The 21966-nt window shown below is 65.1% G+C and carries 13 protein-coding genes; 7 read left to right on the top strand and 6 right to left on the bottom strand.

What is annotated here, in order from left to right; translation table 11 throughout:
- Positions 1–24 precede the first annotated feature (24 nt).
- Entirely contained in the window at positions 25–390 is a 366-nt protein-coding gene (locus KR767_RS12900; protein WP_166949790.1) for a BON domain-containing protein, read from the top strand.
- 218 nt (positions 391–608) lie between these two features.
- Here KR767_RS12900 and KR767_RS12895 read toward each other — a convergent pair whose 3' ends face one another.
- Both KR767_RS12895 and KR767_RS12890 read right to left on the bottom strand, forming a co-directional pair.
- Positions 609–1772 carry a PilT/PilU family type 4a pilus ATPase gene (locus KR767_RS12895; RefSeq protein WP_166949788.1) on the bottom strand — a complete coding sequence of 388 codons (1164 nt, stop codon included), beginning with the start codon at positions 1770–1772 and terminating at the stop codon, positions 609–611.
- Positions 1773–1812: 40 nt separating this feature from the next.
- On the bottom strand, positions 1813–2850 hold the full coding sequence (locus KR767_RS12890; protein ID WP_166949786.1) for a type IV pilus twitching motility protein PilT: 1038 nt from the start codon (positions 2848–2850) through the stop codon (positions 1813–1815).
- Between the two features lie 115 nt (positions 2851–2965).
- Here KR767_RS12890 and proC point away from each other — a divergent pair, with 115 nt between their 5' ends.
- Both proC and KR767_RS12880 read left to right on the top strand, forming a co-directional pair.
- Positions 2966–3790: a pyrroline-5-carboxylate reductase gene (proC, locus tag KR767_RS12885; protein ID WP_250876575.1), complete on the top strand. Its 825-nt coding sequence runs from the start codon at positions 2966–2968 to the stop codon at positions 3788–3790.
- Entirely contained in the window at positions 3787–4362 is a 576-nt protein-coding gene (locus KR767_RS12880; RefSeq protein ID WP_166949782.1) for a YggT family protein, read from the top strand. The genes proC and KR767_RS12880 overlap by 4 nt, the downstream gene beginning before the upstream one ends.
- Positions 4363–4646: 284 nt before the next feature.
- Here the strand turns inward: KR767_RS12880 and KR767_RS12875 are convergent, their stop codons facing one another.
- Together KR767_RS12875 and hrpA are read right to left on the bottom strand one after the other, a co-directional pair.
- A complete protein-coding gene (locus tag KR767_RS12875) occupies positions 4647–6767 on the bottom strand; it encodes a RelA/SpoT family protein (RefSeq protein ID WP_166949780.1) in 2121 nt (706 codons plus the stop codon).
- On the bottom strand, positions 6764–10789 hold the full coding sequence (gene hrpA / locus KR767_RS12870) for an ATP-dependent RNA helicase HrpA (protein WP_250876574.1): 4026 nt from the start codon (positions 10787–10789) through the stop codon (positions 6764–6766). Before hrpA ends, KR767_RS12875 begins: the two co-directional genes overlap by 4 nt.
- A gap of 109 nt (positions 10790–10898) precedes the next feature.
- Between hrpA and KR767_RS12865 the strand changes: the two genes are divergently transcribed.
- The 4 genes from KR767_RS12865 (at position 10899) to KR767_RS12850 (ending at position 20078) form a co-directional block, all read left to right on the top strand.
- Positions 10899–11372, top strand: coding sequence for a Dps family protein (locus KR767_RS12865; RefSeq protein ID WP_166949776.1), 474 nt, complete (start codon positions 10899–10901; stop codon positions 11370–11372).
- 309 nt (positions 11373–11681) lie between these two features.
- Positions 11682–14318, top strand: coding sequence for a glycosyltransferase (locus KR767_RS12860; RefSeq protein ID WP_425602674.1), 2637 nt, complete (start codon positions 11682–11684; stop codon positions 14316–14318).
- Positions 14319–14550: 232 nt separating this feature from the next.
- Entirely contained in the window at positions 14551–16317 is a 1767-nt protein-coding gene (locus KR767_RS12855; RefSeq protein WP_166949774.1) for an autotransporter assembly complex protein TamA, read from the top strand.
- 11 nt (positions 16318–16328) lie between these two features.
- Positions 16329–20078 carry a translocation/assembly module TamB domain-containing protein gene (locus tag KR767_RS12850; protein ID WP_250876573.1) on the top strand — a complete coding sequence of 1250 codons (3750 nt, stop codon included), beginning with the start codon at positions 16329–16331 and terminating at the stop codon, positions 20076–20078.
- A gap of 623 nt (positions 20079–20701) precedes the next feature.
- Here the strand turns inward: KR767_RS12850 and KR767_RS12845 are convergent.
- Both KR767_RS12845 and KR767_RS12840 read right to left on the bottom strand, forming a co-directional pair.
- Positions 20702–21004, bottom strand: coding sequence for a hypothetical protein (locus KR767_RS12845; RefSeq protein WP_250876572.1), 303 nt, complete (start codon positions 21002–21004; stop codon positions 20702–20704).
- Positions 21004–21294: a hypothetical protein gene (locus tag KR767_RS12840; protein ID WP_166945524.1), complete on the bottom strand. Its 291-nt coding sequence runs from the start codon at positions 21292–21294 to the stop codon at positions 21004–21006. The genes KR767_RS12845 and KR767_RS12840 overlap by 1 nt, the downstream gene beginning before the upstream one ends.
- Positions 21295–21966 lie beyond the last annotated feature (672 nt).

The raw sequence follows: 21966 nt of genomic DNA, 5'->3' as shown, positions 1-21966 counted from the left end.
CATTGTGCGTAAAGGAGTTCACCCATGAACCATGCCAACCTCCGCAAGGCCCTGTTTGCTGCCGCCCTCGTCGCCGGTCTCGGCACGGTCCCGTTCGCGCAGGTGTATGCCCAGGACTCCGCCGCTGCCGCTTCCAAGGGCGACAACCAGACGGTCGCCGGCAAGGCTGACGATACCTGGATCACCACCAAGGTGAAGTCCGAGTTTGCCGCCAACAAGAGCGTCAAGGGCAGCGATATCTCCGTGAGCACCACCGAAGGCGTCGTGACGCTGACCGGCACCGTTGCCACGGCGAAGGAAAAGAGCCACGCCGAGGCGATCGCCAAGAAGATCAAGGGCGTGAAGAGCGTCGATGCCAGCGGCCTGACCGTGTCGGCTGCGGCCAAGTAATAAGAAATACAGTTGGTGATCGACTTGAGGGCGCCCTTGCGGCGCCCTTTTTTTCGGCCTTTTTTTGTAGGAGCGCGCCTTGCGCGCGACCGGGGTTGTCGCAATAACCGGTCGCGCGCAAGGCGCGCTCCTACAGGGTCATATGGTCAGCGGCGAAGGCAGAGGTCGAGGCGGGGCCAGGGTCAACGGCAAAGGCAGAGGTCGAGGCGAGGCCAGGGTCAGCGGCGGAGGATGCCGCCGAAGCCGTTGCGGTCGTCGGTTTTCTCAATTTCCACGCCTTCGAGGCCCTGCGACAGGGTGTGTGCGTCGCCGCCCTGGGCGAGCTTGATGCGCAGGCGCACCTCGTTCGTGCTGTCGGCGTGGCGTAGCGCATCTTCGTAGCTGATTTCGCCCGCGTGATACAGCTCGACCAGGCTCTGGTCGAACGTGCGCATGCCCAGCTGGTTGGAGTCGCGCATCAGTTCCTTCAGCTTGTGCACCTCACCCTGGCGGATGTAGTCCTGCGCCAGTGGCGTGCCCAGCAGCACCTCGACCGCCACGCGACGCGCCTTGCCGTCCGGCGTGGGAATCAGCTGCTGGGCCACGATGCCCTTGAGGTTCAGCGAAAGATCCATGAACAATTGCTGGCGACGGTCTTCGGGGAAGAAGTGCAGGATGCGGTCCAGTGCCTGGTTGGCATTGTTCGCATGCAGCGTGCACAGGCAAAGGTGGCCGGTTTCCGAGAAGTTGATCGCGTGTTCCATCGTCTCGCGCGTGCGCACTTCGCCGATCATGATCACGTCAGGGGCCTGGCGCAGGGTGTTCTTGAGCGCGTTTTCCCAGCTGTCGGTATCGATGCCCAGTTCGCGCTGCGTGATGATGCAACCCTCGTGCCGGTGCACGTATTCGATGGGATCCTCGATGGTGATGATGTGACCGGTGGAATTCTGGTTGCGATAGCCGATCATCGCGGCCAGCGAGGTCGACTTACCGGTACCCGTACCGCCCACGAAGATGATGATGCCGCGCTTGGTCATCGCCAGCTGTTTCACGATCGGCGGCAGGCTCAGCTCGTCCACGGTGGGGATCTTCGACTCGATCCTTCGCAGCACCATGCCCACGCAGTTGCGCTGGTAGAAGCACGACACGCGGAAACGGCCGATACCCGAGGCACTGATCGCGAACTGGCATTCGTGGGTTTTCTCAAACTCCTCGCGCTGGTTGGGGGTCATCACGTTGAGCACCATGTCGCGCGCCTGCTGCGCGGACAAAGGACTCTGGGTGATGGGCACGATACGCCCCTGCACCTTCATGGAAGGCGCGACGCCGGCGGTGATGAACAGGTCGGAGGCCTGTTTGTGCACCATCAGCTTGAGGAAGGAGGTGAAATCGAAGTCGCTCATGGCTTGGGCACGGCTCGGGAGTGGGGAGGACGACTTCCGCTCAGCGGAAGGCTTCCTTGTTTTTCGCGTACATCGCGCCTTCCTGGCGTGTGATGAGGCCGCGCTTCACCAGGTCCAGCAGGTTCTGGTCGAGGGTCTGCATGCCGTACTGCTGGCCGGTCTGGATGGCGGAGTACATCTGCGCCACCTTGTCTTCGCGAATGAGGTTGCGGATGGCCGGGATGCCTACCATGATCTCGTGCGCCGCCAGGCGACCGCCGCCCACTTTCTTCAGCAGTGACTGCGAGATGACCGCGCGCAGCGACTCGGAAAGCATGGAGCGCACCATGGGCTTCTCGCCCGCCGGAAACACGTCGATGATACGGTCGATGGTCTTGGCGGCCGACGAGGTATGCAGGGTGCCGAACACCAGATGGCCCGTTTCCGCGGCGGTAAGCGCCAGGCGGATGGTTTCCAGGTCGCGCAGTTCGCCTACAAGGATGTAATCCGGATCTTCGCGCAGCGCGGAACGCAGCGCCTCGTTGAAACCGTGGGTGTCCCGGTGCACTTCGCGCTGGTTGACGAGGCACTTCTGCGAGGTGTGCACGAATTCGATCGGGTCCTCCACGGTGAGGAGGTGGCCGTATTCGGTCTTGTTGATGTGATCGACCATGGCCGCCAGGGTGGTCGACTTGCCCGAGCCCGTGGGCCCGGTGACCAGGATCAGGCCCTGGGGCTGCTCGATCAGCTCGCGGAAGATGCGCGGTGCGCCCAGGTCTTCCAGGGTGAGCACTTCGGACGGAATGGTACGAAACACGCCGCCGGCACCACGGTTGTGGTTGAAGGCGTTGACGCGGAAGCGGGCCAGGCCTGGGATTTCGAACGAGAAATCGACCTCAAGGAATTCCTCATAGTCACGCCGCTGCTTGTCCGACATGATGTCGTAGATCAGCGCGTGGACCTGCTTGTGCTCCAGCGCGGGGATGTTGATGCGGCGCACGTCGCCGTCCACGCGGATCATCGGCGGGAGACCGGCAGAAAGGTGCAGGTCGGAGGCCTTGTTCTTCACGGAGAAGGCAAGGAGTTCGGCGATGTCCATCGGTGTCCCCTATCTTGAAGGGGCATAGGTAAGCATGCCCGGGGGTCGGCGGCAAGGCGCGGGGCATATATGCTTTGCCCAATGTGAAAAGCGTCTCGAACGGAGCACACCCACCATGAATCGGATCGCCTTCATCGGCGGCGGCAATATGGCCCAGGCCCTCATCGCGGGGATGATCCGCCATGGCGCCCAGCCCGGCGGCATCGCCGTGGCCGAACCGCGCGCAGAAGCCCTCCAGGAGCTTTCGCGGGAGTACGGCGTCGCCACCTACACCGACAATCTCGACGCGGCCGAGGGAGCCTCCATCCTCGTCCTGGCCGTGAAACCGCAGGTCATGGCCGAGGTATGCCGGGCGCTGCGCCCGGTGGTGCAGAAATACCGCCCGGTGGTGATCTCCATCGCCGCGGGCATCCGCATCGCCCAGCTCGAACGCTGGCTGGATGCCGCCCTGCCAGTGGTCCGCTGCATGCCGAATACGCCCGCCATGTACGGTGCGGGGGCTACCGGCCTCTACGCCAATGCCCGGGTCAGCGCGCCGCAACGTGCCGAGGCCCAGCATGTGCTCGATGCCGCCGGGCTCACCGTCTGGGTGCCTGACGAAGACCAGTTGGACATCGTGACGGCCATCTCCGGCTCCGGCCCGGCCTATTTCTTCCTCATGGTCGAGGCGCTGGAGAACGCGGCCTTCGCCCAGGGCATGTCGCGGGAGACCGCGCGGGCCCTTGCCGCGCAGACGGCGCTGGGCGCCGGCCGTATGCTGGTGGAGAGCGGCGAGACGGCAGCCACCCTGCGCAAGCGGGTCACCTCGCCCAACGGCACCACCCAGGCCGCCCTGGAGAGTTTCCAGGTTGACCATTTTCCCGCCGTCGTGGCGCGTGCCGTGGACGCGGCCCGCCAGCGTGGCGTTGAACTCTCCGAATCCATGGAATCGAACACGTGAATTACCTGACCAACGCCGGCGCCCTGATCCTGCAGTTTGCCTTCGGCGCCCTAGTGACCCTGTTCGTGCTGCGCATCCTCGCCGAGGCCTGCCGTGCGGACTTCCACAACCCGATCTGCCAGTTCATCTACCGCTTCACCAATCCAGTGCTGCGTCCGCTGCGCAAGGCGCTGCCGAACTTCCGCCGGATCAACACCGGCGCCCTGGTGATCGCGCTGGTGCTGGAATGCGTGAAGGTACTGCTGGTGCTGGCCCTGGGCGGCATTCCGCTCGCGCCGGTCGGCATCCTCGTGATGGGTTTTGCCGAATTGCTCGATTTCTTCCTGCTGACATGGATCGTGATCGTCTTCGCGTGGTCGCTGATGAGCATGTTTTCGAGCGATCGCTACCACCCGGTAGCGCGCCTGCTGTCGAGCCTGGCCGAGCCGCTGGTGCGCCCGCTGCGTGGGCGCATGACCATCGGCGGGCTGGATTTCTCACCGACGGTGGTGCTGCTGGGGTTGTTCCTGGCGCGCATCCTGGTGGCACAGCCGATCCTCGACCTGGGCGGCCGGCTGGTGCTGGCGGGTTGATGGTGGTCAGAAAGCGCCGTGTGGTGATTTCCGCCTGACCGGTCGCGCGCAAGGCGCGCTCCTACACCAGCCGCCCTGCACGAGCCCGCCCGCGCGACCCGTCCAGAGCCGCCCTGTAGGAGCGCGCCTTGCGCGCGACCCAGCCAAAGCCGCCCTAGAGGAGCCCGCCCGCGCGCCACCTGTCCAAAGCCACCCTGCAGGAGCCCGCCCCCGCGACCCGCCCAAAGCCACCCTGTAGGAGCGCGCCTTGCGCGCGACCGGTCAAGGCGACACGCCTGGTGCGCTCAACGACCGCCCACCCTCCGTGCATCCACCACGTTCGGCAGCGCGGTCAGTCGCCCCAGCAACATCGACAGCTGCTCGTAATCCTTCACCCTCAGCGTAAAACGCATCTCCACCTCGCCCGTGCGCACATGCACGCGGCTCGACGAGGCCACGATATGCGGGCCAACATTGCTGATCGTGGTCGCCACGTCCTTCTGCAAACCCTTGCGGTCGTACCCGCGCAGCTCGATGTCCACCTCGTAGTTCTGCACCTCCACCCGCCCCCAGTTCACCTCGATCACGCGATCGGGGTCCTTCCGGGCCAGGCGAGCCAGCGCGGCACAGTCGGCACGATGCACCGATACGCCACGCCCCCTGGTGATGAACCCCCGCACCGGGTCGCCCGGCAGCGGCTGGCAGCAGCGGGCCAGAGTGGTGAGCAGGTTGCCGACGCCCTCGATGGACAACGCACCCCGATCACGCTGCGCCACACGCGAGGCCACCGGTGCGGTGGACTGCGTGATCTCCGGCTCGACCGGCTCCTGCAGCGCGCGGGCCACCTGCCCCAGCGAGACTTCGCCCAGCGCCACCGTGACGAACAGTTCCTCGACGCTCTTCAGCTTGAACGTGGTGGCAAGCTTCGCCAGATCCACGTCGTCCAGCGCAAGACGGCGCAGCTCTTTTTCCAGCGACAGCTTGCCCGCCACGATATTCGCGTCGTGCGCCGTGCGCCGGAACCACGAACGCACCTTCTCCTTCGCGCGCGTGGTGTTGAGATAACCATGATGCGACGACAGCCAGTCGCGGCTGGGCTCTGACACCTTGGTGGTAAGGATTTCCACACGATCCCCGCTACGCGGTGACGTGGTCAGCGGCACGATGCGGCCGTTGATCTTGGCGCCACGGCAACGATGCCCCACCTCCGTATGGATGTGGTAAGCGAAATCGAGCACGGTAGCGCCACGCGGCATGTCGATGACCTCGCCCTTGGGCGAGAGCACGTATACGCGATCTTCCATCAGCTCCGTGGCGAAACCGGCGGCGAGATCGGCGTCGTCTTCCCCTTCGCCACGCGGCTCCAGCAGCTTGCGCATCCAGGCGATCTTCGCCTCGAACTCGGCATCTGCACCGCCGCCTTCCTTGTAGCGCCAGTGCGCGGCCACGCCCAGCTCGTTGGCGCGATGCATCTCGTGGGTGCGGATCTGCACTTCCAGCGTCTTGCCTTCGGGACCGACCACAGCGGTATGCAGCGATCGATAACCGTTGCCCTTGGGTCGCGCGACGTAATCGTCGAATTCACCCGGCAGATGCGGCCACAGGCTATGCACGAGGCCCAGCGAGGCATAGCAGTCGGCCACGTTGTCCACGAGGATGCGCACGGCACGGATGTCGTAGAGGTCGGAGAATTCCAGCCCCTTTTTCTTCATCTTCTTCCAGATGGAGAAGATATGCTTCGGCCGCCCGGCCAGGTCGGCACGGATGCCCGACTGCTCCAGGATGTCACGCAACTGCGCCAGGCTGGCTGCGATGAAGTGCTCCCGGTCCGCGCGGCGTTCATCGAGCAGGCGCGCGATACGGCGGTAGGTATCTGGCTCCAGGTAGCGGAATGCCAGGTCTTCCAGCTCCCACTTGAGCTGCCAGATACCCAGGCGGTTCGCCAGCGGTGCATGGATGTCCGAGGTGAGCTGCGCCAGTTCGCGACGCTCGTGATCGGGCAGCGTCATGGCCGTACGCATCGCCGCCAGCTGGCGGGCGAGCAGCACGAAGACGACCCGCAGGTCACGGATGATTGCCAGCAACAGACGGCGCAGGCCTTCGGCGCCGCTGGCCTTGCCGCGCTGTGCATGCAGCGCCCAGACCTTTTCGGCCTCGCCCTGCCCGTCCACCAGGCGTTTCAGCGACGGAGCCCAGCCGGCCATGGCCTGGTCGGCCGCACCCGGCATGCCACGCGACAACGAGAACCACAGCGCCGACGCGCAGGTTTCATCGTCACAGCCGAGCAGGTGCAGCAGTTCGATGATGGTCTCGCCTTCGGCACGGGCAGCCACCGGCAACACGGAACACGCCTCGCGAGCCGCATCGGTGAGCGGTGAAGGCAGTTGCTTCGCCTCGCTGGGGGTCCCGTCTCTCGCCGTCTTCATCGTGTCGCCGCCTCAGCCGATTCCAGTGCACGCGCCAACCGCTTCGCCGATACCGGCTCCGCGGTCTTCATCTCCTGGGCAAACAGCGATACGCGCCATTCCTCCAGCAACCAGCGCAATTCGCTCCATGCCTGCGCATCCCACGCGGTGCCGCCCGCATTGAGCAACGCCCGCCAGTACGGCAGCACTTGCAGCATACGCGACTGATCGCGCGCCGGGTCCTGGCGCAGGCGTTCGCCACGCAGGCGCATCGCCTTCAGGTAACGAGCGAAATGGGCCAGTCGCGAGGTGGGTAGTTCACGCAGGAAGCCTGGCTGCAACAAGGCGGTGAGCTGTTCGCGCAGGTCGTCGTAACTGGCCTTGGCAAAGCCCATCAGGGGTGGTTCCATCCACGGCTTCAGTTCGGCCTGCGCCTCGATGATGGGTTCGGCGAGTTTCTGCCGCTCCATCGCGGCGCCGAACAGTTCGCGGCCCAGCTCGGTACGCAGCGCCTCGAATTCGCCCTGTGTGCGCACGTCGAGCTTGTGCGTGGCGAGCAGGTCGGCGAAACCGCCTTCCACGAGATCCTCGCGCAAGCCGTCCACGCTACCCAGTGGCGCGTATTTCAGCGACAGCGGATTGCCGATGGGCAGCTGGCGACGCGCGCGCTTGAACTCGGGCGCCAGCGCCTGGCGCAACAGGCGTTCGACGCCGCCGACATGGGCCTCGGCCGCTTCGTCGGCGCGCTCGAACACGCGCAGCGCGACGGCTTCGCCCAGGTCCACCAGCGCCGGATAGGCCTTGAGGCCCGCCTCGGAACGCACTTCGCGCGGAATGGATTCGAAATCCCATGCCACGATGTCTTCGCGGGTCAGCTCGACATCGGTCTTGCGCGAGAACGCTTCGCGCGCCTTGCCTTCCCACTGGTTGCGGATCGCGGCCAGGTCACGGCCTTCGGCTACGGTGCGGCCGTTCTCGTCGTGCACGCGGTAACGCATCTGCAAGTGCACCGGCGGCTCGGCATCGGCAAAGGCCGATGCATCGATGGCTACGCCTGTGGTGCGCTTGAGGAAGGCCGCCAGCGCTTTCGCCAGCGGCTCGTCACGCGGTGCCTCGGCTTCGAAGAAGGCTTTCGCGAAGTCCGGTGCAGGGACGAAGTTGCGGCGCAGTGCCTTCGGCAGGCCACGGATCATCTCGGCCACCTTGTCCACCAGCAGGCCACCCACGAGCCATTCGCAACGGGCGGCGGGCAACGCGTTGAGGAAGGCCAGCGGCACGTGCATGGTGACGCCGTCGGCCGGATCGCCCGGCACGAAACGGTATTCCAGGCGATAGCGATGCTGGCCGATGTCCAGCGATGCCGGGAACGCCTTGGGATCGAGGCCCGCGCCGTTGTCCATCACGTCGGCAAGCGTCCAGCGCAGTGCGGCCTGTTCGCCCGGTGCGGCCTTGCGGTACCACGCATCGAGGGCACGCGTGTCGGCGATATTTTCAGGCAGCTTGCCGTCGAAGAACGCGGCCAGCGCCTCATCCGAACGCAGCAGGCCGGCACGGCGCTGCTTGGCTTCGATGTCATGAGCCTGTTCCAGCACGCGCACGTTGGCGCGCACGAAATCGGCACGGCTATCCAGTTCGCCACGGGTCAGCGCCTCGCGAACGAAGATCTCGTGCGCCAGCGCCGGGTCCTGGCGATGGAAGGTCACGGGGCGACGCTCGACCAGCACGAGGCCGAACAAGGTCACCTGCTCATAGGCCACCACCGTGCCACGCTTGCGCGACCAGTGCGGATCGCGCGCCGTGGCACGTACCAGATGGGCGGCCTGTGATTCGACCCAGGCGGGATCGACGCGGGCGCACATCATGGCCCACACCTTGCCGCCGATATCGAGGATCTGCGCGGCGAAAACCCACGCAGGCGGCGCTTTCGCCAGCGCGGAACCCGGGAACACCTGGAATCGGCGCTCGCGCGTACCGCGGAACACGCCCTTGTCGTCCTTGTGGCCCACTTGCGTGGGCAGCCCGGCCAGCAGGCTGCGGTGAATGGCCTCGAACAAGGCATCCCCCTCCAAACCCTCCGCCCCCTTGTAGGAGCGCGCTTCGCGCGCGACCGGAGACTCGGCGGCCTCGCCAACAGAGCGGTTGGGGCTTGCTGCCCTGGCGCCATTTCGCCCTGGGCGGTCGCGCGCAGGGCGCGCTCCTACAGGAGCGGGTTCCGCTTTGTCCCAGCCCAGGTCGCGGGTGACCAGCGCGAGCTGACGGTGCAGCTCGCGCCATTCGCGCATGCGCATGAAGCTCAGGAAATTCCGCGAGCACCAGTCGCGCAGCTTCGATGAGGTGAGGTCTTCTGCCGCCGTCAGATACGCCTTCCACAGGTTCACCACGCCCACGAAGTCGGACTTCGGATCGGCGAACTGCGCATGGGCCGCATCGGCCTGCCCGCGTGCTTCCGGCGGCCGCTCGCGCGGGTCCTGGATGCTGAGGAAGGCCACGATGGTCATCAGGTCGGCCAGGCTGCCGAGCTTGCGGGCTTCCACCAGCATGCGTGCCAGCTGCACGTCGATGGGCAGGCGCGCCACCGTGCGGCCGGTTTCCGTGAGGCGGCGATCGTCGTCGATGGCGCCGATCTCGGCCAGGCGGCGGTAGCCGTCGGCCACGACGCGCGGATCGGGCGCTTCAAGGAAGGGGAAGTCGTCCACCTCGCCCAGATCCAGCGCCAGCATGCGCAGGATGACGTTGGCCAGCGACGAGCGCAGCAGTTCGGGATCGGTGTATTCGGGGCGGAGGCTGAATTCCGTTTCGTCGTACAGGCGATAGCAGATGCCCGGCCCCACGCGGCCGCAGCGGCCCTTGCGCTGGTTGGCGGCAGCCTGCGATACCGGCTCGATGTGCAGACGTTCGAGCTGGCCGCGCTGGCTGTAGCGCTTCACGCGCGCCGTGCCCGGGTCGACGACGTAGCGGATGCGCGGCACCGTCAGCGAGGTTTCCGCGACGTTGGTGGCAAGCACGATGCGGCGCTTCGTGCCCGGCTTGAACACGCGGTCCTGCTCGTTGGCCGACAGCCGCGCATACAGCGCCAGCACCTCGGTCTCGCGGTACTGCTTGCGCGACAGCAGGAGGTGGGTGTCGCGGATCTCGCGCTCGCCCGGCAGGAAGACCAGCACGTCGCCGCGCGGGTCTTCACGGGTGATCTCGTCCACCGCATCGGCGATCTGCTGGGCGACGTTGCCCTCGCCCCGCTCGCCCGGCGGGCGATAGCGCACTTCCACGGGATACGTACGGCCCTCGACCGCGATCACGGGCGCATCGCCGAAGTGCGCCGCGAAGCGCTCGGTGTCGATGGTGGCCGAGGTGACGATGATCTTGAGGTCCGGGCGCCGCTCGGCCAGCCGCTTGAGGTAACCCAGCAGGAAGTCGATGTTGAGGCTGCGCTCGTGGGCCTCGTCGATGATGATGGTGTCGTAGGCCGACAGCCAGGGATCGGACTGGGTCTCCGCCAGCAGGATGCCGTCGGTCATGAACTTCACCAGGGCCTGCTCGGACACCTTCTCGGTGAAGCGCACCTGGAAACCCACCTTGTCGCCGATGGGCGTGCCCAGTTCCTCGGCCACGCGGGTGGCCACCGAGCGGGCAGCCAGGCGTCGAGGCTGGGTGCAGCCGATGAGGCCGGCCTCGCCACGGCCGGCGGCCAGGCACAGCTTCGGCAGCTGGGTGGTCTTGCCCGAGCCGGTCTCGCCCGCGATCACCACCACCTGGTTGTCACGGATGAGCTTCACGATGTCGTCGGCCCGGGCCGCGATGGGCAGCGAGGCATCCACGTTGATGACGGGCTTGGCGGCCACGCGGGCCGCCCGCTTTGCGGCGGAAGCGGCGATGTCGCGGGCCAGTGCATCGAGTTTCGCCGGATCGGGCTTGCGCGACAGGCCACGCCAGCGCCCCAGCAGGCGGCCGACGTCGCGGCTGGACACCTGCGACAACGCGTCGCGCAGCTCTTTCAGGCGCGGAGGGGGGGATACGGGGCGGGAGGGGGTTGTAGAGGTACTCATGGGAACGCAAATAATAGCGTGCGCCTATCGATGAGATCAGAACGTTTCATTTCACGTGTATCGGGCCACTCGTTAAGATTTCTACCCAGAACCCCACGGAGAGTCGAAAATGGCTAAACAGATCGATATCGGCATCGACAAGAAAGACCGCGAAGCGGCTGCCAAGGAGCTGTCCAAGCTGCTCGCCGACACGTTCACCCTGTACCTGAAGACCCACAAGTTCCACTGGAACGTCACCGGTCCGCACTTCAACAGCCTGCACACCATGTTCGAGACCCAGTACAACGAACTGTGGCTGGCCGTGGACGAAGTGGCCGAGCGCATCCGTATCCTCGACGTGTATGCCCCGGGTTCGTATGCCGAGTTCGGCAAGCTGACCAAGATCAAGGAAGAAGCCGGCGTGCCGGACTGGAAGGACATGGTCACCCAGCTGGTCGAGGGCCATGACATCGCCGCCGCCACGTCCCGCGAGGTGATCAAGGTGGCCGACAAGGTCGGCGACGAGGGCACGGCCGATATGGTCACGGGCCGTCTGAAGGCCCATGAGAAGACGGCGTGGATGCTGCGCTCGTTGCTCAAGTAAGGAGATGTCGGGCCGGCTGTCCCCTGGATGCCGGCCTGGTTGCCGCCCTGTAGGGGTCGCGCGCAAGGCGCGCTCCTACAAGGCTACGGAACCCCTGTAGGAGCGCGCCTTGCGCGCGACCGCCCCAGCCTCGACGCCCCTGTAGGAGCGCGCCTTGCGCGCGACCGGACCTTCAGCAGGCCCATTTCACTGAGTTCAGCCTGACCGGCCATTCAGCCCGGCGTTGAGCCGCCCCTCACCGTTCGTTAAGCTCCCCCGATTACCTCGTCATTGCGAACCACTCGGGGGCCGACCGGTCCGGGGATTGTTTTGAGCGCTGCCACCAAGACCGAAAAGAGCCACCCGATCTTCACCGCGCTGATCCTCGCGATCCTCGTTGCCGCGCTGAATGTCGGGCTTTGGTACGTCGCGAACCTGCCCAACGGCCCGGAAGACTGGAAACAGCCCATCCCCGGCTTCGCGTTCACCGCCTACCAGCGCTACCAGAACCCCATCAAGGGCGATGTATCGACCGATCCGCAGATCGACGGCGACCTGCAGCTGGTCAAGAAATACTCACCCCGCATCCGTACCTACTCGATGCTGGAGAACCCGCAGACGATCCGTCTGGCCGACAAGGAAGGCCTCGACGTCATGGCCGGCGCCCAGATCGACACGCGCCTGGAAAACAACGAGCGCGAGATCGAGGCCCTCATCGCCCAGGCCCATCGCTATCCGAAGACCATCAGCCGCGTCATCGTCGGCAACGAAGTGCTGTTCCGTGGCGACCTGAAGCCCGAACAGATGATGGCCTACCTCGACCGCGTGCGCGCGGCCGTACGCCAGCCGGTGTCCATCGCCGAGCCGTTCCACGTGTGGATCCAGAACCCCGAACTGGCCGACCACGTCGATTTCATCACCGTGCACCTGTTCCCTTACTGGAACGGCATCGAGGCCCGCGCCGGTGTCGCCGACTCCATCGGCACCCGCAACCCCGACGGCAGCAACAACACCGACGGCAGCTACCAGGCCCTGCAGCATCAATTCCCCGGCAAGCACATCGTCATCGGCGAAATCGGCTGGCCGTCCAACGGCGACCGCTACAAGTACGCCTACCCCAGCGTCTCGAACGAGGCGATCTTCCTGCGCGAGTTCTTCAATGTCGCCAAGCGCAAGGGCATCGACGACTACTACGTGCTGGAAGCCATCGACCAGCCCTGGAAGGAAAACCTCGGCGAAGGCCGCACCGGTGCCTACTGGGGCATGTTCGATGCCAACCGTCAGCTGAAATTCCCCTTCACCGGCCCGGTCACCGAAGACGTGAAGTGGCCCTGGAAGGCGCTGGCCGCCTCCCTGCTGGCCTTCGTGCCCATGGTGTGGTTCGGCAGCCGCTTCCGTCGCTTCAAGCTCACCGGACGCCTGTTCTTCATGGGGCTGGTGCAGCTGGCCTGCGGCCTGATCGTCTGGTCGGCCACCCTGCCCTTCAATTTCTACCTGAGCCCCTTCGACTGGGCGATGCTGATCCTGCTGTTCCCGGCGCAGGTGGCCATCCTCGGCATCCTGCTCATCAACGGCTTCGAGTTTACCGAGGTGCTCTGGCGACGCAGCTGGGTGCGCCATGCCGGCATGCTCACGCCCGACCCGGTGGAACGCCAGCCCTTCGTGTCCATCCACCTGGCCTGCCACAACGAGCCGCCGGAGATGGTGCAGATCACCCTCGACTCGCTGGCCGCGCTCGACTACGAGAACTTCGAAGTCCTGGTGCTGGACAACAACACCAAGGACCCGAACGTCTGGAAGCCGGTGGAGGAATACTGCGCCAAGCTGGGTCCGAAGTTCCGCTTCTTCCACCTCGAACCCTGGCCGGGCTACAAGGCCGGTGCCCTCAACTTCGGCCTCACGGCCACGGACGAGCGCGCCGAAGTGGTGGCCGTCATCGATGCCGACTACGTGGTGCGCGAAGACTGGCTCTCCACCCTCACCGGCTACTTCCACGACTCGAAGGTGGCCGTGGTGCAGTGCCCGCAGGCGCACCGCGACTTCGAGAAGAACCGTTTCCGCCGCATGACCGCCTGGGAATACGACGGCTTCTTCCGCATCGGCATGCACCACCGCAACGAGCGCAACGCCATCATCCAGCACGGCACCATGACCATGGTCCGTCGCTCCGCACTGGAAGGCACGGGCGGCTGGTCGGAGTGGACGATCTGCGAAGACGCCGAGCTGGGCCTGCGCCTCATGCACGCCGGCTACGAGCTGGTGTACGTGGACGAACTGATGGGCAAGGGCCTCACCCCGGCCGACTTCAAGGCGTACAAGAGCCAGCGCTATCGCTGGGCCTTCGGCGCCATGCAGATCCTCAAGGGCCGCTGGAGCTGGATGACCCGCAAGGGCCCGCTTTCGGCAGGCCAGCGCTTCCATTTCCTCACGGGCTGGTTCAGCTGGTTCGCCGACGCGCTGCATTACGTGTTCACGATGATGGGCCTGTTGTGGACCGCCGGCATGATCGCCGCACCGGACTACTTCAACCTGCCGATGCAGCTGTTCCTGATCCCCGTGATCGGCTTCTTCTTCGCCAAGGCCATCTTCGGCGTGGTGCTCTACCGTGCGCGTGTCCCGTGCAGCTGGTACGACACCATCATGGCCTCCGTGGCCAGCATGGGCCTGTCGCACGCCATCGCGCGCGGCATCCTGCATGGCCTCACCCGCGAGAAGACGGCCTTCGTCGTCACGGCCAAGAGCCGTCGCATGGGTGGCAGCAGCTTCGCCGCATTCAGCCCCGTGCGCGAGGAAGTACTGATGGCGGTGGCCCTGCTGCTGGCCATCATCGGCATGGCCACGCACTACGGCACCAGCTACGTCGAGAGCACGCTGTGGATGTTCATCCTGGCGGCACAGTCGATTCCCTACGTGTCGGCCATGGTCGGCGCATGGATCGCCTTCCGTTCGGGTGACGAAGCGGGCTGATCCAACGCCTTGCAGCAACACCATGAAGACGGCCTCCCTTGGGAGGCCGTCTTCACATCCCGCACTCAAATCCTTCTCGGCGTTCATGTTTCCGCCAATTGCACTATCGACACTTCCGCACGTCGCGGGGTAAGTTACGTCCAGACACACACTGTCAGGGGATGCCAGGCGCGCCCCCGCTAGCGGCCGTGTCTCGTGCACGGCCTTGGAACACGATCGGACCAGGACGCTCATGCGCCTACCAAGACGCCATGGACTGCTGCTTCTGCCGTGGTTCCTCCTGCCGACGCTCGCACACGCGGGCGTCGTGCTGAATGTCGACGGTGTCGACGACAACCTGAAAGGCGCCATCGTCGCCAGCGTGGGCCTCAGCCAGTACGCCAAGCGCGATGTCACCGCCGCCCAGGTACGCCGCCTCTACGAAAAGGCACCCGACGAGGTGCAGGCCGCCTTGCGACCTTACGGCTACTACGAAGCCACGGCCACGGGCGACCTGAAACAGGTGGGCAACGACTGGCAGGTGACGCTGCACGTGGTACCGGGCGTGCCCGTCGTCATCCAGAGCGTATCGGTGGAGATGGACGAGGTGGCCGGGAAGGTACCTTCCGTGCGTCATTTCGTGCGCGCCATGAACGACCTGAAGGGCCAGCGCCTCAACGACGGCCAGTACGATGCCGCACGCGACGCCATCAGCAGCCAGCTCACCGCCACGGGCTTTCTCGATGCGCGCCTGGTCACCCGGCGCGTCGAGGTCAATCGCGCGGAACACAGCGCGGCCATCCAGCTCAAGTGGGACGCCGGCCAGCGCTATCGCTACGGCACCATCCACTTCAAGAATTCGCAATTCCGCGATGGCTTCCTCGAACGCTATGTACCGTTCAAGAGCGGCGACTACTTCTCGCAGAGCCAGCTGCTCCAGTTGCAGCAGGCCCTCAACGGTGCCGACTACTTCTCGGTGGTGAACGTCATCCCCGATACCGACAACGCAAAGGAAGGCCATATCGACATCGATGTGGATCTCGCGCCTGCCAAGCGCACCGTCTATACCGGCGGCCCGTTCTTCGGCACCGACACCGGCGCCGGCGTGCGCGGTGGCATCGAGAAACGCTGGATCAACGACCGCGGCCACAAGTGGAAAAACGAACTGGTGCTGGCCCAGCGCCTGAAAACGCTGTCCACGCTGTACCAGATACCCATGCCCGGCACCAACCAGCGCAGCTTCAACTTCGGCGCGAATTTCCGTGATGCCAACACCGTCACGTCGAAGTCGCGCACATTGCAGCTGGTGGCCAACGAAACCCGCATGTGGCACGGCTGGCAGCGCACCATCGGCATCAATGCGCTTTCAGGCACCTTCACCGTGGGCAAGCGCGGTGGCGAAGGCGATAACGCACTCGGGCTCGAACGGGGACGCAGCACCCTGCTCTACCCCGAAATCACCCTGGCCCGCAAAAGCGGCGACAACCCGACCTTCGTGCGCAACGGCTGGTCGCTCACGCTGACCGCGCGCAGCACGGCAGGCACGCTGCTTTCGGACGCAAGCTTCTCGCAGGTCATGGGCGATGCGAAGTGGATCCGCTCGTTCTGGGGCAACAACCGCCTGATCCTGCGCGGCACGGCCGGGAAGATCTGGACAAACAACTTCAGCGACCTGCCGCCGCAGCTGCGCTTCTTCGCCGGTGGCGACCGCTCCGTGCGCGGCTACGACTTCGAGAGCATCGGCCCGCGCAACCAGTACAACCGCGTGATCGGTGGCGAAGGCCTGCTGGTGGGCAGCACCGAGGTGGAACATTACTTCACGAAGAACTGGGGCATGGCTGCCTTCGTCGATGCAGGCAACGCCTTCACCGGCACCAATTACAGCCCCCGCGTGGGCACGGGCCTCGGCATCCGCTGGCTCTCCCCCGTGGGCATGATCCGCGCCGACGTGGCCGTACCCGTGGGTGACAAGAACGAACACGGCATCCATCTGCATGTCGTCATCGGGCCCGACCTGTGAGGAGCACCGGCATGAAATGGTTGATCCGCGCCGGCATCGCCCTGGGTGTCCTGCTGCTGGTAGTGGTCATCGGCGTGTGGTGGCTGGTGGGCACGGCATCCGGCCTGCGCTTCGCGCTGGAGCGCGCGAAGGGCTTCACCGATAACGCCCTCTCCTTCGAACAGGCCGAGGGCCGCCTCGCCGGCCCGCTGGACCTGAAGGGCGTGCGCTACAACGATGGCAAGGGCATGGACGTGCGCGTGGCTACGGCGCATGTCGATTACGCGTTTGGAGCATTGCTGCGCAAGCGTGCGCATGTGTTCGACCTGAGCGTGGATGGCGTGGACGTCGCCCTGCCGGCGAGCCAGCCCGAGCCCGACCAGCCTTCCGAACCGTTCTCGCTGAAGCCGCCGCTCGACATGGTGTTCGACAAGGTGCGCGTGGGCCATGTAAAGGTCACGCAGGCCGGGCAGCCGCTGTTCGAATCCACTTCGCTCGACCTCGCCGGCTCGTGGACCGGCAACGGTCTCGAACTGAAGACGCTCGCCTTGCGTGCCCCGGATGGCCACGCCGACCTTGGAGGCAAGCTCGCCGTCGGCAAGGGCTACAGCGGCGACGGCAAGGCATCGTTCTCCTGGAAGCTCGGCGATGTGGAATACGCCGGCGACGTGGAAGCCCATAGCGACGGCAAGAAAGCGCACACCATCGTGAAGCTGCGCCTGCCCTTCGTGGCCCAGGTGGATGCAAACCTCGTACAAAGTGGCGACTTCGCCTGGACGGCGAAGATCAACGCGCCGGACTTCGATCCCAAGCCGCTGATCGGCGACAGTTCGTTGCAGTCGCTTGGGCTGGCCGTGGAAGGCTCGGGCGACCGCTATGGTGCCAACCTCACCGGCAATCTCGATCTCAACGATTACCGCGTGCGCCTCGCACCGATGAAGGCGTCGTTCGATCACGACTACAAGCGTCTCACCCTCGAAGAACTCACGGTGGACTCGCCGCAGGTGAAGGGCTCGCTTACGGCCAGGGGCACGGTGGAAATCGCCGCCCAGCCGCTGACCGCCGATCTGGCGCTTACCTGGAAGGACGTCCTCGTTCCCGCCAACGTCGCCGGTCAGGATCTTGCCAGTGCAGGCACGCTCACCTTCAAGGGCGGCGCCGAGGCTTATCACGCCGGGGGTGATGTCGATATCGGACCGCCTGGCCATGTAGGCAAGTTCACCCTCGATCTCGATGGCAAACCCGAAGCCATCGACCTGCACACCCTTGAACTGAAGCAGCCCAACGGCGATCTCGCCGCCAGCGGTACGATCACGCTGAAGCCCGAGATGGCGTGGAAGCTCGACCTGAAGGGGCAGCGCTTCGATCCCGGGCAGCTGCTTGCCGAATGGAGCGGTGCACTCAATCTCGATCTTTCCACCGAAGGCCATCTCGCGAAGGACGGTCCGCTGGGCACCCTCGACCTGCGCAAGCTCGACGGTACGCTTCGCAAGCGTCCGCTGCGTGGCAGCGGCAAGCTCGAACTGAAACCCAACGAGGTGGTGAACGGCAATCTCGACCTCGCCTCCGGCGGCAGCACGATCCGCCTCGATGCAAAGGGCGACACGGCCAACGATGCCACGCTGAAACTCGCCATCGCATCGCTGGGCGATTGGTTACCGGATGCCGGTGGCCGTGTGCAGGGCGATGTGGGTGTGAAGGGACGTTGGCCCGATCTCGCCGTGAAGGCGAACCTGCGCGGCAATGCCATCGTCTACGCCGGGCAGAAGATCGACGCGCTCAGCGTTGATGCCGACGTGCCGGATATCGGCAAGCCCGGTGGCAAGCTCGTCGTGATCGGCAACAACGCCGTGACCAGTGGACTCGTGTTCGACCGTATCGCCATCAACGCCGACGGTAACGAACAGAAACATCAGCTCACCGTCGAAGCGAAGGGCCGTCCACTGGCTGCCGACCTGACGCTTTCCGGCTCCCTGAAAGATGGTGCGTGGAACGGCAGCCTTTCCCGGCTGGATATCGATTTCCAGGGCCTGCCCCGCTGGCGCCTACAGAACGCGAGCCAGCTTGCGTGGAAGGATGGCGCGGCGAGCATGAGCGATCTGTGCCTTACGGCAGGCGATCCGCTGCTGTGCGTTGCGGGCAAGCAGGACAAGGCGGGCAATCTCGACGCAAGCTACCGCCTGCGTCGCGTGCCGCTGGCCCTGCTGATGTCGCTGGCGGAAGCATCGAATACGCCGATCCGCGCCGAGGGCATTCTTGAAGGCGACGGCAATGTACGCCGCACGGCAGCCGGCGCGCTGTCGGGCCAGGCGAACATCACCAGCACGCATGGTTCGGTGGCGTATACCGATCACGCGGATCGTCCGCTGCTGGTGTACGACAACCTCAGCGCCAATGCCCAGCTTGCCCCGGATAACCAGCGCCTGACCCTGCGTGCCGCGATCAATGATGGCGGCAGCATCGAGGGCAACGTATCGATCAGCGGCGCCCAGCAGGCACTCGGCGGCAACATCTCGCTTCAGCTGAAGAGCCTGTCGTTCGTGGAGTTGTTCACCACGGAGCTGGCCGAGGTGAAGGGCGGCCTGCATGGCAACTTCGGCCTGGGAGGCACGGTTGCCGCACCGGCCGTTACGGGCAGTGCCGTGCTGGATGGTTTTGCGGCGGAAGTGCCCAGCGCCGGCCTGAAGCTCAAGGACGGACGCATCAGCGTCAACACGACCGATGCGAAGAATTTCATCGTGGACGGCACCATCCGCTCGGGTGACGGCACGCTCTCGGTGAAGGGCAATGCCGCCCTCGGCGAAGGTGCGCAGATGCGCGTGGGCGTGGAGGGCTCGAAGTTCACCGCGGTGGATATTCCTGCCGCGAAGGCGGTGATCTCGCCCGATATCCTGATCGTGCAGGATGCCAAGGGCATGAACGTGAGCGGCAAGCTCAACATCGACATGGCAGACGTCAACGTCGAGAAGCTGCCGGGTGCGGGCGCGACCAAGGCATCGAGTGATGTCGTGGTGGTAGACGAGAAGCAGCAGGAAGCCGCGGCGCAGGCTTCGCCGATCACGGCGGATATCCGCGTGGACCTGGGTCAGAAGGTGCATCTGGTGGGCTTCGGCATCGATGGCCGCATCACGGGCCAGCTGGATGTCCGCGAGCGCCCGGGCCGTGCCACCACGGGCCAGGGCCAGATCGGCGTCGATGGCACGTACAAGGCGTACGGTCAGGATCTGCGTATCGAGCAAGGCCAGCTGCTGTTCGCCTCCACGCCCATCGACAATCCGGGCCTGAACATCCGCGCGGCGCGCACGCTGAATCCGAATGCCACCATCGACGATGGCCAGAAGGTGGGCCTGTACGTTTCGGGCACGGCGCAGCGCCCGGTACTCACGGTGTTCTCGAACCCGGTGATGGAACAGTCGGACGCCCTTTCCTACCTCGTGACCGGCAAGCCGTTGTCGCAGGTGAAGGGTGGCGAAGGCAACATGGTGGGCGCGGCAGCACAGGCTCTGGGCTCGGCGGCAGGCGACCTGCTGGCGAAGAGCGTGGGCTCGAAGATCGGCGTAGATGACATTGGCGTCAGCAACAACGATGCGCTGGGCGGCACCTCGGCCTTCACGGTAGGCAAATACCTCTCCCCCCGCCTCTACCTCAGCTACGGCGTCGGCCTCTTCGACCCCGGCCAGGTCATCACCCTGCGCTACATCCTCAGCCACCGCTGGAACTTCGAAGCGCAAAACGCCACCGACTTCTCCCGCGCCAGCCTCAACTACCGCCTGGAACGCTAGCAACTCCCCTGTAGGAGCGCGCCTCGCGCGCGATCGGTTGAAACGTTACGTCCCAACCGATGCGATCGGCTTCCTACCGAAGGGGTGGGAGCCGATCGCATCGGCGATTGACGCTCCGTAGGAAAGCAGCCTCTGTAGTCTTCGCTTCGTAGGGAGGGCTCGCCTACCGGGATCGCTACTCGGCGCTCGAACGTGACTAAGAACGAGCCGACGGGGGCGGCCCTTGTCGCGCCGGCCTGCGGTGTCCCTCGGGAAAGGATGAGCCGCTGCGCGGCTCAGTGTCTTATGGCTTGCGCCCCTTCGGGCACGGGGAGCGGGCGGGGCTTTTCGACTCGGCCTCCGTGCCTCGGCGAAAAGGGCCGGCCTTCCTGGCCGGCCCCGCTACGCGGCCTTTTCCGCCCACTCCCCTCACCTCCATCAAGTCGCGCCAAGGGCCGCCCCCGCCGGCTCTCCCCAACGCTGAGGTATTGGTGCGGATAAAAACCGGCGCACGGTTTCTTGGTGACGCGCACTGCTTGTGTAGGAGCGTGCTTGCGCGCGACCGGTTTTCACGAATGATTCGATGGTTCACCCTGACCGGTCGCGCGCAAGGCGCGCTCCTACACAATCACGTATCGCGATGCTTATCGTGGCCCCGGCGCCAACCACCCCAACCACAACGCCGCCATCGTCGCCCCAAACAACGTCGCCCCGGCGATATCCAACGTCCACGTCCACACCGGCTTAATCACCGTACACGACTCCGACGCAAACACCGCCACGGCCAACGCGCCGACCACGAATGCACTAAACGCCAACGCCACATTCCACTTCGCCCCCTTCGATAGCGGATCGCCATCCTCGCGCTTCCCCATCAAGACGGCGATATTGATGCCCAGCAGCACCACCCCACACATGGCCTTGGCGATCTCGACACGCTGCGCCATCACTTAGCCCCTCCCAACGCGCGCACCTCATCCCACATACGCCGCACGTTCGCTTGCTTGGTGCATTGCAGGCTCATGCGATAAAGCACGTTCACACCGGACATGGCTCTGGCGACACACCGCTGATTCGGCAATTCGCTTTCGGCCATGTACTCGGTAAGCACCGACTGCATCGCCTCGGCATACGCCTGCCACGCCGTCGCATCATTCATCAGCGTGTCCATACTGGCCTCGGTATTCAGGCCAAAGCTCCCCTCGCCGAGGACGCCATCGTCTTTCGGATCACTCATGGTTTGGTTTTTCCCTGGTACGCCGCCTTCCGAGCGGGGCACGCCAAGGGCCGTGCCCCTCATCGACTCGGGCGACGAGATCTCACCATTCCCGCGTTTTGTCCGGTTTTCTCACAGGCAGGGCGCTACGCGCCGGGTAGGACGGCAGAGCCAGAAACCGTGAGAAATCAGGACGAACTCGGGCGTTAGCCGCGTCCTGACAGGTGTTTAGGACGTCCCTGGACCGTCCGGGACAGACGGTGGGTGTGAGAATGCCTTAAGATTTGGCACAGCCATAATCAACTCCTAACTCAGTTGGTTTGGTCAGCGGGCGGAGGTGTGTCCAGCACCTCCGTTCCGCGTCTTTCTCGATACGTCGAGCGATGGTTGTCTGCCGAGCCATCAACGAACGAGCAGACAACGCGCACACCGTACCAAATTGCGCACGCGTTTGGGTATGGAAATATTCTCAAAAATCGCCCCCGTCCTTCCTGCGCACGCAGGAACCCAGCGCCTCGGTTTGCCAGCAAACACGATGACGTTGCATCGGCTTTGGCGCCAATCGTTTCGATATCCATCCAGCGCCACGCCATCCCTGTAGGAGCGCGCCTTGCGCGCAACCGGATGCATCGAAACGATGAAGATGTTCGCGATAACCGGTCGCGCGCAGGCGCGCTCCTACACGACAGTAGT

It is taken from the genome of Luteibacter anthropi (assembly GCF_023699965.1).
Lineage (GTDB): Bacteria > Pseudomonadota > Gammaproteobacteria > Xanthomonadales > Rhodanobacteraceae > Luteibacter > Luteibacter anthropi.
This window is presented reverse-complemented; position numbering and strand designations above follow the sequence as displayed.